The 11,653-nt window shown below is 57.8% G+C and carries 14 protein-coding genes and 1 pseudogene; 8 read left to right on the plus strand and 7 right to left on the minus strand.

The genetic code is table 11. From position 1 onward, the window contains the following. Positions 1 to 446 (plus strand): annotated as a pseudogene (locus tag VTU_RS28705) (ATP-binding protein); the annotation flags it as partial. Between the two features lie 82 nt (positions 447 to 528). Then, positions 529 to 975 (plus strand): Tn3 family transposase, encoded by a 447-nt coding sequence (locus VTU_RS35470; RefSeq protein ID WP_265597352.1) that lies wholly within the window; start codon positions 529 to 531, stop codon positions 973 to 975. A gap of 1,373 nt (positions 976 to 2,348) precedes the next feature. On the opposite strand, the gene trfA is transcribed toward VTU_RS35470, so the two are convergent. From trfA to VTU_RS0119030, 6 genes are all read right to left on the minus strand, one after another. After that, on the minus strand, positions 2,349 to 3,245 hold the full coding sequence (gene trfA / locus VTU_RS0119005) for a plasmid replication initiator TrfA (RefSeq protein WP_236610801.1): 897 nt from the start codon (positions 3,243 to 3,245) through the stop codon (positions 2,349 to 2,351). Positions 3,246 to 3,353: 108 nt separating this feature from the next. Beyond that, positions 3,354 to 3,980, minus strand: a complete 627-nt coding sequence (locus tag VTU_RS0119010; protein ID WP_081479882.1) for a recombinase family protein — start codon at positions 3,978 to 3,980, stop codon at positions 3,354 to 3,356. Positions 3,981 to 3,997: 17 nt separating this feature from the next. Beyond that, a complete protein-coding gene (locus tag VTU_RS28710) occupies positions 3,998 to 4,177 on the minus strand; it encodes a hypothetical protein (protein ID WP_138927954.1) in 180 nt (59 codons plus the stop codon). A 230-nt stretch (positions 4,178 to 4,407) separates the two neighbouring features. Further along, a complete protein-coding gene (locus tag VTU_RS0119020; protein WP_010107511.1) occupies positions 4,408 to 4,758 on the minus strand; it encodes a TrfB-related DNA-binding protein in 351 nt (116 codons plus the stop codon). A 50-nt stretch (positions 4,759 to 4,808) separates the two neighbouring features. Then, a complete protein-coding gene (locus VTU_RS0119025) occupies positions 4,809 to 5,981 on the minus strand; it encodes a ParB/RepB/Spo0J family partition protein (RefSeq protein ID WP_010107513.1) in 1,173 nt (390 codons plus the stop codon). Continuing rightward, the gene (locus tag VTU_RS0119030; RefSeq protein ID WP_010107514.1) at positions 5,978 to 6,742 is read right to left on the minus strand and encodes a ParA family protein; all 765 of its coding nucleotides are present in this window, start codon (positions 6,740 to 6,742) and stop codon (positions 5,978 to 5,980) included. Before VTU_RS0119030 ends, VTU_RS0119025 begins: the two co-directional genes overlap by 4 nt. 1,045 nt (positions 6,743 to 7,787) lie before the next feature. On the opposite strand from VTU_RS0119030, the gene VTU_RS0119035 reads away from it, so the two are divergent. From VTU_RS0119035 to VTU_RS28715, 6 genes are read left to right on the plus strand one after another with little or no spacing between them, the layout of a single operon-like run. Continuing rightward, complete coding sequence (locus VTU_RS0119035; protein ID WP_029554552.1) at positions 7,788 to 8,414, plus strand: lytic transglycosylase domain-containing protein; 627 nt, start codon at positions 7,788 to 7,790, stop codon at positions 8,412 to 8,414. Next, entirely contained in the window at positions 8,414 to 8,665 is a 252-nt protein-coding gene (locus tag VTU_RS0119040) for a topoisomerase I (protein WP_010107516.1), read from the plus strand. The genes VTU_RS0119035 and VTU_RS0119040 overlap by 1 nt, the downstream gene beginning before the upstream one ends. Then, on the plus strand, positions 8,644 to 9,132 hold the full coding sequence (locus tag VTU_RS35075) for a zinc ribbon domain-containing protein (RefSeq protein WP_236610802.1): 489 nt from the start codon (positions 8,644 to 8,646) through the stop codon (positions 9,130 to 9,132). The genes VTU_RS0119040 and VTU_RS35075 overlap by 22 nt, the downstream gene beginning before the upstream one ends. Positions 9,133 to 9,140: 8 nt before the next feature. Then, positions 9,141 to 9,488, plus strand: coding sequence for a TrbC/VirB2 family type IV secretion system protein (locus VTU_RS0119045; protein WP_201766161.1), 348 nt, complete (start codon positions 9,141 to 9,143; stop codon positions 9,486 to 9,488). Between the two features lie 2 nt (positions 9,489 to 9,490). Then, positions 9,491 to 9,811, plus strand: coding sequence for a VirB3 family type IV secretion system protein (locus VTU_RS0119050; RefSeq protein ID WP_010107518.1), 321 nt, complete (start codon positions 9,491 to 9,493; stop codon positions 9,809 to 9,811). Between the two features lie 33 nt (positions 9,812 to 9,844). After that, positions 9,845 to 11,464 (plus strand): VirB4 family type IV secretion/conjugal transfer ATPase, encoded by a 1,620-nt coding sequence (locus VTU_RS28715; protein WP_010107519.1) that lies wholly within the window; start codon positions 9,845 to 9,847, stop codon positions 11,462 to 11,464. Here the strand turns inward: VTU_RS28715 and VTU_RS31895 are convergent. Then, positions 11,446 to 11,653, minus strand: a 208-nt coding sequence (locus tag VTU_RS31895; RefSeq protein ID WP_010107520.1) for an IS4 family transposase, incomplete at its 5' end; no start/stop codon positions are given. The genes VTU_RS28715 and VTU_RS31895 overlap by 19 nt on opposite strands.

Raw genomic sequence — 11,653 nt, forward strand, 5'->3', positions numbered from 1 at the left:
ACCGGCTCGGGCAAGTCGTGGCGGCCTGTGCGCTGGCGCAGTACGCGTGCAGGCGTGGGCAATCGGCGCTGTATCTGCGCGTGCCGCGACTGGCCGAGGAACTGCGCATCCTGCACGGCAACGGCGGCTTCACGCGCTGGCTGGCGACGCTGGCGCGCACCGACGTACTGCTGCTCGACGACTGGGCGCTGGCAGCCCTGGACGGCCCCACGCGGGCGGACCTGATGGAGGTCATAGACGACCGGGCAGGCACCCGCGCCACGATCATCACCAGCCAGTTGCCGCTGGAGCACTGGCACGCCTGGATCGGTGACGCAAGCATCGCAGACGCCATCCTCGACCGACTGCTCGCGCGCAGCCACCGCCTGGCATTGAAGGGCCAATCGCTGCGCACGCAACCGCCCGGCGCGAGCAACACCACGGACTCCCCCGAGACGGTGCGCTGAGCAACACCAGCCCTGTGCATTCGTGCACAGGGCCACGCGGGCCGCGCGACTGAACGCCTACAAGGGCGTTGTTGACCTGTGGATGAGTCAGAGTCCAAGCACAAAAAATAGAAAAACACAAGAAAAAACTCGAACGATACTCAGGTATCGTTGCCTGCAACACCCGACAAGGAGGCCTCAACCAGTCAATCCATACCCCTCTCTACAATCTCATCCGCGTAACCCCAGACCCAGCGCTCAAATCGGTCACGATGCCGAAATGGGCGGTCACGCTCGCCGAAATACCCACCAGTTAAGCGCGCTCGGCCTGGTCGTGAACATGATCGTGTTGTGGAACACGCTGTACATGGACGCGGTGCTGACGCAGTTGCGCAGCGAGGGCTACCCGGTGAAGCCCGAAGACGAAGCGCGACTGTCACCGTTCGGCCATGAGCACATCAACATGCTCGGGCGCTACCCATTCTCAGTGCCGGAAGCCGTCGCGCGCGGCGAGCTTCGGACGCTCAACGGCGGCCGCGAAGAATCGTAGGCAGGTTCACGTTGGAACTCAAAAGCCTTAACTGACTTCCCTGTTCCATTGCTCCCCGAACCCCGGTTCCGGCTTACAACCCCGGACAAGCCCAAGACGACCTGTCCTCCAGCATCCACTACCAGTGGCTATTGTGCATGTTGGTTTCCACACGAAACGACGAAGTGTCAGCAAACCAACGATGTTCGATGGCAACATCGCCACCACCTTTCTGGAAAAAGCCCCCGATAGACGAATCAGCCCACTCGGCCGGGGCCCCGGACGGCCCCAAGCCGAAAAAATGGGCAAGTTTCCCGGGATCAGGCCGATTCCATGTGCGCCAGCACGCGAAACGGGGCATTCGCTGGGAGTGATTCGTCTATCGTGTTCACTTTTGCGCATCCTGCACGGGCCCCATGCGGGCGGGTCTGATGGAGGTCAGCGAGACCGTGCAGGCATCCGCGCCAGGACCATCACTGGGCAGTTGCCGCTGGAGGAGAGCCTAGATCGGTGACGCGAGCATCGCAAACGCCGTCTAGAACGGCCATGCCGTCGATGATGTGCAGTACCTGTCGCCGCTCGGCTGGGAGCACATCAATCAACCACGAGCTCAACAAGCCCCAAGCCAAGTCATTGCGCAAGGCCGGGCAACGGCCGGTCGGCGGACAGAATGGCCACAAGGGTTATGCCCACGTCGACCAGCGCAGCTGCTCCAGGGGCGGTGCCCAGCGGCGGCGCAGCTGCAACGCGTCCTGGCCGTGAGGGGTCTACCTTACCGTGCTTTATTTTCCGTTTTCTGAGACGACCCCAACCACTTAGCTGTTGCGGCGAAGCCGCCTTTTTCCCCGCCGCGTAGCGGGGGGGCGGTGTGTAGATGCTTTGTATTCGCGGGCGCAGTGCACTGCGCTTCGCCTCTCATGGTTAAAAAAAGGGTTAAAGAAGAGGTTAGTGTCGCTTAAAAACGCCGTTTTTCTTAAGTAAATCAATGACTTACGAAAATTGACCGTAGGTCATCCGTCACGTTTTTGCATGTCATCCGTCACGTTTTTGCATGTCATCCGTCACGTTTTTGCATGTCATCCGTCACGAAACGCATGTCATCCGTCACGAAACGCATGTCATCCGTCACGACCCACACCCCTGCTTGTGGATAACTTTGCTTGGGAGCGATTTCAAAGTCTCGCGCCAGAGAGTTATCCACAGTTTTTGGCGAAAATCGTGACGTATGACATGCACTTTGCAAAAACAGCGTATTTCATCCGTCACATGGCGCATGTCATCCATCACGATCACCGCCTCTATCTGTGGATAACTTGGCACCAGTGGGTGCGTGGAAGACTTGTCTGGCTAGGTCGTGACGTTTGGCCTGCCACGCTGAAAGCATCCAGGGGCGCTTACACGTCCTTGGTGTCGTTGCTTGGTTTTATGGCGATCTGCTCGCGTGCACAGCAGATTTGGTCGTTGTCGTCAATTCTGATGAAGGCTGCAATCTTGGCTTCCTGCACCTCGGCGCAGGCTTTCTTAACGGTCTGCTTCCAGCTTCGCGTGTTCTCGTTGTTCGAACCACACATTTTTCGAAACTTCTCGATGGTCAACGGATAGGGGTATTGATGGCTTTCAATGTAGTCGGCCAAGCGGCGGGCTACGGGAGAAAGATCACGGTATAGCTCCCAAGTGTGGCTTGTGAAGGTATTCCCGGCGAACAACACGATCAGATTGGGATCGATCCATACGCGGTATTGCGTTGGCTTGCCATCGGCATCGTTGATTGCGGTGTAGTTCTGGATCAGAGAGATCGATCCGCTCTTGCCGTATGCCTTCTTGTTGAGGGCTAGCACTTCGTTCGCTCTCAAGCGCGTGATGCACTCGCGAGCGCGGTCGTAGTTTCGGCCATTCTTTGACCAATTCACGTCGCGCACCAAGCGCTTGATACTGAACTCGAACGGCTCTCCAAGGGGCACCCCTTCACCGTACTTGAGGATTTGCAGCCACACGAGTTCGTCATCCTCGGCCCGTAGCTCAATGCCGGAGTAGAGGATGGAGACGTGTTCGTTGTAGTGGAACAATTTTTCGCGCATCAACGTGCGACGCGGCTCGCGCTTATTGCTGATCGTGAAGATGGCCGAACGCGCGTAGTCGTTCGGGATGTGTCGCATGTCATCGCGGTCGCCCATCGTGTCGGGGAAGATCAGGTCCAGCTGAAGCTGGGCTGTGGGCTTGATTCCCTTGGAGCTTAGGTAGGCGCTCCGCTGTATCTTGTCAATCTGGCCTGTTCCTTGGTCGTTGGACAAGGACAACTCCTGTCCGACGGGGTCTGAGGCTGTCTTCATAGCGTTCTCGCTTCTTCCTAGGAAGCCTGCATGCTAAACGAACTGATCCATCTGTTGCGCGCGCAGCGATCAAATGCCTGCGTGAATTGCAGGCGCTCGGGCCTGCGCTTGATTGTGCAGCGTCCATATCCGCTTCACTTGGCTTGCGCTGCATCCAGCCAGTCTGGCCACCTCAAGGATGCTGTGACCTGCTGTCCGCATGGCCACGATTCGCTCGTGGACCTTCGTGTTGGCCTTGCGTCCGGTGTAGCGACCGGCGTTCTTCGCCAGCTCGATGCCTTGCCGCTGCCGCTCGCGGCGATCTTCGTAGTCGTCACGGGCCATCTGCAAGGCCAGGCGCAACAGCATGTCCTGCACGGATTCCAAAACGATCTTGGCTATGCCGTCGGCCTCGGCCGCCAACTCGCTCAGGTCGACCACGCCGGGGATCGCCAAGCGTGCGCCCGTGTCCCGAATGGATGCCACCAATTTTTCCGCTTCGACCAAAGGCAGGCGGCTAATTCGATCGATCTTCTCCGCGACCACAATCTCCCCAGGCTGCAGGTCGCCGATCATGCGCAGCAACTCGGCCCGATCGGCACGTGCGCCGGATGCCTTCTCGCGGTAGACGCCGGCGATGTAGAAGCCTGCTGTCCTCGTGCTCTCCACGATGGCTGACTGGCGAGTCAGATCCTGCTCGTCGGTGCTGACTCGCATGTAGATGCGAGCGACCTTCACAGGCGGGCCCCGCGTTTTTTCTCCTGCGCGAAATCCACGCTCAGGGTCTTGCGCCCCTCGCCTGCAGCGCCGGCCACCACAGACTCAGCCACGTAGATGCCGTCCTGGCCCCTCTTACCAGCGCGCATTTCCTCGCATCTGGCGTCGGCTATGTGGATCTTGGAGGTTGGGGTCATGGCGGCCATGGTCGAGTTCTTTCCAATAGGTTGTATAGAGTATACGCAAAGTGTCCTACCGCGCTGCCATGGCCAAGAATACCGCCACGCAGCTTATCTTAGCCTGTTCATTTTTGACTACTCTATATGGCCACGGAGAAAGATCAAATCCTGTTGACCAGCGCCGATTACACACCGCCCCCGCTTTGCGGAGGGAAAAAGGCGGCTCCGCCGCAGACAGCTGGCTCGACTTAGTCCTTTTTCTTCGCCTTGGTACTTTTCTTGACCGGCTGCGGTGAAGCCTGGGCGATTTCGCTTCGGAACTTGGCAACCAAATGGCTCGGAGCAATCAATGTGATCTTCTCCCAACCTGGCTGCAACAGCGCGCAGGCGTTGGCCGCTGCGCGTTGCGATTCGTAGTAACTCCCCAAGGTCTTCCAAACGGTACTGACGGCATCGCCAACAGCCTGCCGCGACCATCCGAATTGATCACCAATGGCTTGAAGCGTCTGGCCGTCAACAAGAGCCTGCCGCGCAGCCTTGATGCGGTCATCGGAAATTTTCAGCAAGGGGCGGACGGCCTCGAACTCTGCGCCGGTCATTCGCCTTTTCGCTCGCATGGGTCACTTCTCCAAATGAGTGGCGACGGCAGTTATGCCTTGACGCTACCAAAAACGTTCAACGGGCTGAATTTCGCCTCGCTGTCCGCGCCTTGAAGGAAGGCGACAAGGGCAAATGCCCCTTCGCCATCGATCGAAAACTGGCCGTTGCGAAAGCCTTGGATGACAGTGCGACCAACGTCCTTGGCCTTCACGCCTGCGTCATAGAACGATTGAAGCCAAGCGTCCACAGCCTCCTTCTCCTCAGCCTCCATGGCATCCAGAACGGTCTTCGGGCTCCTACCGTGCTTGAAGATGTTGGCATAGGCATTGGTCAGAATTTCTGCCGGAACATCGTCGTCCGCCGATTTCGCGCCCGCGAAAACAGAAACCTGCCCAGATTCTTCCTGACTGCGGTCTCTCAACGTTGCCACAGCGCCGCCCTCAATCTTCTTGCCCGTCTTGAGCCTCTTGCTCGGCTTGACCCTTCCCTTGACGGCGGCAGCCTTCTCTCGGGCATTGGACTTGCCGCGCGTGGCCTTGAGGTCGTCTACCAGTTTCTTGGCAGCTGCGGGATCGGCCTTTTCGATGATCTTGACGGTGTTGATGACTTCAACATCGGCGCTTACGTTCTCGGCCACAAGGCGCTTGGCTTGCTCGGGAAGATGCAGCATGGCCAACATCTTGGAAAGCCAAGGGCGGCTTTTTTGGTGCTTCTCAAGCACGGCGTCGATGCTGCCAAAACGGGCAAGATCGCGTTGTATCTTCTTCGCTTCCTCGATCTGCGTCAGGTTCTTGCGGTGGATGTTTTCGGCCATCTGCGCGTCTTCGGCTTCCTCGTCCGTCATTTCTCGGATGTAGGCCGGGATTTGGTCAAGCCCAGCCAGTTTGGAAGCACGATAGCGGCGCTCGCCTGCGACCAATTCATAGCCGTTGGAGCTTGGACGCAACAAGATAGGCTGCAGCACGCCACGGGCCTTGATGCTGGCCGCCAAGTCGTCAAGGGTGTTTTCTTCATCCTCGAAGATTTCGCGAATTTGGGCATTCACCTCGATCATGTCGATCGGGATCAGGGAATATTGCGCACCGGTATCGGCAAACAGGGCGTCAATGCCTGCTCCCAAAACATCAGCGGCACGGGCAAAGGCGTCATCCGCAGTCTTCACGGTTTCGGTTTCCTTCTGGTCTTGAGTCTTGCTCTTGGCTGCGGTCTTCTTGGCAGTCATTTGCCGATCCTCCCCAGCACAGATTCACACGCTGCGCGCCATTCCTGGGCAGCCTTCAAGTGGCCGTCGCCCTTGGTGGCAACCCACACCGGGCGTCGATGGGCAATTGCCTTGCGAACCGGCGCACGCTCGGGCAGGACTTCCGGCAGGATGGCAGATCCGTAGCGTTCGCGCAGCGCAATCAGAGCTTCGCGTTCCTCTGTGCTACGGTTGTTTGTTTTCATCGGCAGGATCCCGACATGGCGCAACCTGGGGTTAAAACCCTGGGTACGGATCACATGGATGGTCTGCATCAGGTCAGCCACGCCCGCCAGTTCGTAGAGGCCCACGGAAACCGGAGTCACCACGAAGTCAGAGGCGGCCAGCGAAGCCATGAGACGCACGCCCAACAAGGGCGGGGTGTCCACCAAGCACAAGTCGAAGTCTTGCGCGAAGCGGCGCAACGCCACGCCGGGGCGACGGATGATTTGGTTTTCAGCCTTGTCGATGGTGAGCAAACCATTGTCTGCGCGGATGATCGCCAACTTGTCGGTGATGACCTGGGGCTGTTCGTCGTTCGGCTCGGAGTCATACAACTTCGATGCCAACAATCCAGGCGTGGCTTCCCCATTGGCCCGGAAAGTCAACGACAAGCTACCTTGCTTGTCCATATCCACCAGCAGCACACGCAAGCCCGCTTCCAGCGCGGCATACGCAAGATGCACGGTCAGCGTGCTTTTGCCGACCCCACCCTTCTGGTTCGCTACAGCCAAGATTCTCATGTTCCGTGTCCTTTCAGATTCGTTGCGCTGACTTGGAAATCTGCTCTTGCTACGCCATCCATTCTATGGAAATTACGGCTGTTGTCAAGCCTTTTTGCTTGTCATTCAAGCAAGCGCGGCGCGGCGGCCACGGTGCGGACAACCAGTGCGCATCGCCGATGCCAGGGCCCCACAAGCCTGCCTCCTCAGAGACGATTTCTGGCCTTGTGTTTTTCTCTCTGCGACCGGAATCTGGAGCCTCGGGTCGGGGTGTGGGGGCAGGAACAGGCCCCCACTTGTACCCTTGCCCCGCCAGGGGCACGAGTTCCTGCAGGCCGTCGACCGCCCACTGCGGCAGCGGAGCGCGGGGCTGGCTTTCCACTGCACCGTCTACCTATCGCCTCGGCGTCCTGGTGCCATCCGGCCGGGCGCGGTCAAGGGAGAAACCGGAGGCCGCATGCGGAGCGCAGGGCGCAGCCCGAGCACCGAACGGGCGAGGATTTCAGGCGCAGCCGGCCCTTGACCGAAGAAGCCCGGCCGGATGGCACCATGACGACGAATCAAGGCGATAGGTAGACGGTGCAGTGGCCCCGCGCGCAGCGGATTCAGCACACTGACGTCCGCTCTGCAGTTGCTGCGGCCCCCGCTTGCGCGACGATTTCGCGTCCGCGAAACGCTACGACTTTTCATCGACTTTCGCGCGCGAAAGTCGCTCGACTGGTCTGGCGTGCCAGTCCAGCGATGCAAGGGGGACGCCAAGCGCAGCGCGGCGGGGGATGGCTTTAGCCGTCCCCAGGAGGGCAAGCGCAGGCGCAGCGCCACCAGGCGCGGAGGCGTCAGGGATGGAAGCCCGAAGGGTCGAGACTCGCGCAGCGAGGCTCGATGCGCAGCACGACAGCCCGGCCCGCAGGGAGACGCCCACCGGCGGCGTTCATCCCCAATTCCAATTTGATGCTCATAGCACCTGCAAAATTTTGTTGTTTGCAGCCACAAGTTACGCTACATTGGAGCGCATAGTTGTAACGCATGTGCCAATCGACCTGTTCGACCAAACACCACATAAGCAATGGACTTCGCCACTCTCGCCCAAGAGTGCGCCCCATGGGTTGCGCACGAAACAATGGCCGCAATCGTCAGGACGGAATCCGCATTCCGGCCCTTGACGATTGGCGTCAATGGTGGTGCGAAGCTGGCCCGCCAGCCGGAGAACAAAGCCGAAGCCGTTGCAACAGCCAAATGGCTGATTGGCAACGGCTACAACGTTGACTTGGGCCTGGGGCAAATCAATTCCTCGAACTTGGTGAAGACCGGACTGACGGTCGAAGACGCCTTTGAGCCATGCAAGAACCTGGCTGCAGCGGCATCGATCCTGCATTGGAACTATCAGGCGGCAAGCCGAAAGGCTCCCGGCGGACAAGCAACGCTTCATGCAGCGCTGTCAGCCTACAACACCGGCTCCTTCACCAAGGGCTTTGCCAACGGGTATGTGCAGAAAGTGCTGAACAACGCCGGAACCGCGTCAGCCGTCTCGACGGTGTCACCCATTGCGCTGGTAAGCACGCAAGCGTCTAAGCGACAGCCAGCCAGACAAGCGGTGAAGCTCAAGGCCGAAGGCCCTGCAGAACAGCCCACGCAAGACGGTCAGATCAGCGTGTACAGCGACAGCACAACCCAACCAAGGATGGTGTACTGATGAACCCACCGCGCCTGACGCTCAACGAAATCACGGCCGCCGCCGTGAAATCGGCCCTGGAGCAGCCTCGGTCGATCGACGTGAAGCGGGCCGCCACGCAAGAAGCGCGGCGCGTGCTTGACCGCCTGGTGGACTGCATGGCTAACCCGAAGCTGCGCTTCAAGGTGACGAATCACTTTGTGGTCATGCCGTTTTTCGCGGACGCGAAAACAGAAGCACTAAGGCGACGATGCGCGGAGCCGTGGTGGTGACAGCGCAGCACTTCTTTGCCAGCAGCAAGACCTGCTCGGCCTGCGGGCACAAGCTGAGCGATCTGCCGTTGTCGGTGCGCGCATGGACATGCCCCAACTGTGGCGCGATCCACGGGCGCGATCTGGTTTTCAGGACAGCTGCAAGGCGACATATGAGAACAAGAACTGCGCACCAAATTTTAACAAGCAAAAGTGACCGCATGAATACCCTGAATGAAGCGGAATTGACAGACTTCACGAAAAACAATGCCGTCAAAAGGCTATGCATTGTTCAGAGCGAGTCTGGAAAATATCAAATCATCGTGAATCTTACTTGGAAAGAAGGAGAATTTAATCTGATAACGACACGCAAAACGATCCGTAAATGGTCGAGCCTGGACAGGCTGGCACGTCATATTCGAGAAAACTACGGCATCCCGCCATCCATCAGCCTTTCACTTCATCAATTGGAGAACCAAAGCAAATGAACCCCTCTATGCATTACGCCAATATAAAAAACGCTATCACCCGTAATAAGGCCGCCAAGGTCAATTTGGACAAGAAAGCCACCAACGTCATGATGATGCTGGCCCTGGGCCTTATTGCCCTCATGCCGGAAATGGCCATGGCTGCCCCCTGGGACTCAGCAGCCACCCAGGTGCTAGCGATCTTCACGGGCGGCCTGACCCGTACCATGGCAATCATCGCGGTGATTGCCTGCGGTATCGCAGCCATCGCGGGCAAGTTGTCCTGGGATTGGGCTATCAAGATCATCATTGGCATCGTGCTGATCTTCGGCGCGGCAGCTATTGTTGATTACGTCATCGCATCGTCGTCGTCCTGATCATGGAACAAGGCGAATACGACGTTTATACGGACCCACTGTTCGTCGGCCTGACGCGACCCGCAACCATGTGGGGAATTCCCTATATCGCATTCGTCGTCGAATTCATGACGACAACGCTGATATTTCTTGCAGTAGGCAATCCGCTCTACCTACTTCTGGCTGTGCCGATTCACGGAGTCTTGTACCTCATCAGTGCCCACGATCCTGGAGTATTCGGATCGATCTTCATATGGATGAAGACAATTGGACGCTGCCGGAATTCTCGGTTTTGGGGTGCGGCCAGCTTCTCGCCGCTCCCAACCAAGAAGTGGTCAAAGTAATTTTTCACGGTCCAGCGAGAAGGAGAAATACAAATGGGCGCAGCATTCAAGTACGCCGACGCATTAAAGAATGAAGAAGGAATGGAAACATTCGTTCCGTATTCCAGCCACGTCACCAAGAACGCGGTGAAGCTGTCCAGTGGTGATTACATTCAAGTCATTCGGATGCAAGGTGCGGCGCACGAAAGTGCGGACGTGCAGGATATCAACTCATGGCACGACCAGCTCAACGGCTTCATGCGAAATATCGCATCGCCCCACATGGCGGTATGGTCGCATATTGTTCGGCGTGAGTATGGAGAATATCCTGGAGGTGAACTGCCCAACGGTTTTTGTCGTGAATTCAATGAAAAGTACCGTCAACACATGGCCGGCGAAAAAATGCTGATCAATGAGTTGTACTTGACCGTGGTGTATCGCCCACAGCCGGTGAAAGTAGTCAAGCTATTCGATATGTTTGGATCGAAGAATCCGAAGGAATTGCAGGAAAAGCAGCTTGACGAACTCGAAGCCATGGACGAAGTGACCAACACGGCATTGGCCGCTCTGGATCGCTACGAACCGGAATTGCTCGGTTGCTATGAGCATAACGGGGCCATGTTTTCCGAAGTGCTGGAATTCCTGTCCTTCCTGGTCAATGGAGAATGGCGGAGATTCCCGCTTCCTCGCGCAAAAATCAGTGAAATCCTGGCGACTTCGCGCCCGTTCTTCGGCAAGGGTGGCCTACTGTCTCTCAAAGGACCGACACGCACGCAATATGGCAGCATGCTGACGATTCAGGAATACCCGGCCATAACACACCCGGGCATCCTGAATGACCTGCTCGGAATGCCGTTCGAGCTTGTCGTTTCGCAATCGTTCACCTTCCTCTCCAAGCCAGTGGCCGTGGGTCGCATGAAGCGGCAACAGGCCCGCATGGTCAATGCGGGTGACGTGGCCGTGAGCCAAGTCGAAGACATTGACGATGCTCTGGACGATCTGACATCCAACCGCTTCGTGATGGGCACACATAGCCTGAGCATCTTCGTTCGGGACGACAATCAGAAACTGTTGAACGAACACGTCAGCGATGCAGGCGCAGCGCTATCCGAATCGGGCATGAAGTGGGCGCGTGAAGACTCTGGCATTGCCGGAGCATTCTTCGCCCAACTGCCCGGAAACTTTGATTACCGCGTGCGCGCAGGAGACATTACCAGCCGCAATTTCGCCGGATTCAGCAGCTTCCACAACTACCCCATCGGCCGCATTCGCGGCAACCAATGGGGTGACGCGGTGACGATGTTCAAGACAACTTCGGGCGCACCATATTACTTCAATTTCCACAAAGGCGAACAGGGCGTGGACGCCAAGAGAGCGGCCAAACTCGATCCGAACCACAAGGACCTTGCCAACACGGTTGTGATCGGCAAGTCAGGTACAGGCAAGACCGTGCTGGAAATGGTTTTGTTGGCCCAGGCACAGAAGTTCAGCCAGCCAGAAAAAGGAAAGGTGCTGTCATGCGTGCTGTTCGACAAGGACCTGGGCGCAGCAGTCGGCGTGCGCGCGATGTGCGGCCGGTATTACCCCCTCAAGAATGGTGTGCCATCGGGCTTCAACCCATTCCAAATGGATCCGACGCCCAACAACCCATTTCGTTATACACAAGTCCCCTGAACCTGAAGCTCGCGACAGAACCTGATGCCAGCAGCAAAGTCAAGAATGCGTTGCATTCCCAGCCAGATGGTCTTGACTCCGGGCTCACCATCGCACTTTCGCGCAAGAAAGCCCCCCAGCCTGGCAATCAGCCGCACCACCTCGTTGAGCGTGGGCGGTTCCTTGGGTAGCTCTTGCTTGTTCAGGATG

It is taken from the genome of Verminephrobacter aporrectodeae subsp. tuberculatae At4, assembly GCF_000193225.1.
GTDB classification, from domain to species: Bacteria; Pseudomonadota; Gammaproteobacteria; order Burkholderiales; family Burkholderiaceae_C; genus Acidovorax; species Acidovorax aporrectodeae.

Excerpts from the sequence above, each read along its gene's own strand:
- VTU_RS35470 (WP_265597352.1), top strand. The coding sequence starts at position 529 with ATGAGTCAGAGTCCAAGCACAAAAAATAGAAAAACACAAGAAAAAACT.
- VTU_RS0119010 (WP_081479882.1), bottom strand. The coding sequence starts at position 3,980 with ATGCGAGTCAGCACCGACGAGCAGGATCTGACTCGCCAGTCAGCCATC.
- VTU_RS28710 (WP_138927954.1), bottom strand. The coding sequence starts at position 4,177 with ATGACCCCAACCTCCAAGATCCACATAGCCGACGCCAGATGCGAGGAA.
- VTU_RS0119020 (WP_010107511.1), bottom strand. The coding sequence starts at position 4,758 with ATGACCGGCGCAGAGTTCGAGGCCGTCCGCCCCTTGCTGAAAATTTCC.
- VTU_RS0119025 (WP_010107513.1), bottom strand. The coding sequence starts at position 5,981 with ATGACTGCCAAGAAGACCGCAGCCAAGAGCAAGACTCAAGACCAGAAG.
- VTU_RS0119030 (WP_010107514.1), bottom strand. The coding sequence starts at position 6,742 with ATGAGAATCTTGGCTGTAGCGAACCAGAAGGGTGGGGTCGGCAAAAGC.
- VTU_RS0119035 (WP_029554552.1), top strand. The coding sequence starts at position 7,788 with ATGGACTTCGCCACTCTCGCCCAAGAGTGCGCCCCATGGGTTGCGCAC.
- VTU_RS0119040 (WP_010107516.1), top strand. The coding sequence starts at position 8,414 with ATGAACCCACCGCGCCTGACGCTCAACGAAATCACGGCCGCCGCCGTG.
- VTU_RS35075 (WP_236610802.1), top strand. The coding sequence starts at position 8,644 with ATGCGCGGAGCCGTGGTGGTGACAGCGCAGCACTTCTTTGCCAGCAGC.
- VTU_RS0119045 (WP_201766161.1), top strand. The coding sequence starts at position 9,141 with ATGCATTACGCCAATATAAAAAACGCTATCACCCGTAATAAGGCCGCC.
- VTU_RS0119050 (WP_010107518.1), top strand. The coding sequence starts at position 9,491 with ATGGAACAAGGCGAATACGACGTTTATACGGACCCACTGTTCGTCGGC.
- VTU_RS28715 (WP_010107519.1), top strand. The coding sequence starts at position 9,845 with ATGGGCGCAGCATTCAAGTACGCCGACGCATTAAAGAATGAAGAAGGA.